Source organism: Jeotgalibacillus marinus (assembly GCF_040801915.1).
GTDB classification, from domain to species: Bacteria; Bacillota; Bacilli; order Bacillales; family Jeotgalibacillaceae; genus Jeotgalibacillus; species Jeotgalibacillus marinus.
In genome coordinates this window covers 1-280 of sequence record NZ_JBFMIA010000133.1, presented here as the reverse complement: position 1 = coordinate 280, position 280 = coordinate 1, and the positions used below count along the sequence as shown (strand labels likewise).

The 280-nt window shown below is 58.2% G+C and carries 1 protein-coding gene; it reads left to right on the top strand.

The genetic code is table 11. The features are described from left to right. Positions 1–280 (top strand): winged helix-turn-helix domain-containing protein (locus AB1471_RS18930; protein ID WP_496350339.1); only part of this gene is annotated, 280 nt, incomplete at both ends.

Sequence of the window (280 nt, the reverse complement as noted above, 5' to 3'; positions counted from 1 at the left end):
GCATGACCATCAGACTGAATGCGGAAGATATTTCGGGGCTTTCCGTTGGCGGAACCGTTCAGGTTGTCATCGACACGCTGTTTGCGAAAATCAAATCCGAAGAATATCCGCTGGACACGCGCATGCCCAGCGAACGCTCGCTTGCCGCTGATCTGGGGGTGTCACGCAATACCGTGCGCGAGGCGCTTGACGTGCTGGAAAGCCACAATGCCATTCGTCGCAGGCCAGGAAGCGGCAGTTTCGTGACGTGGCAAGCCAAACCCGAACCCCGCTCGGAACC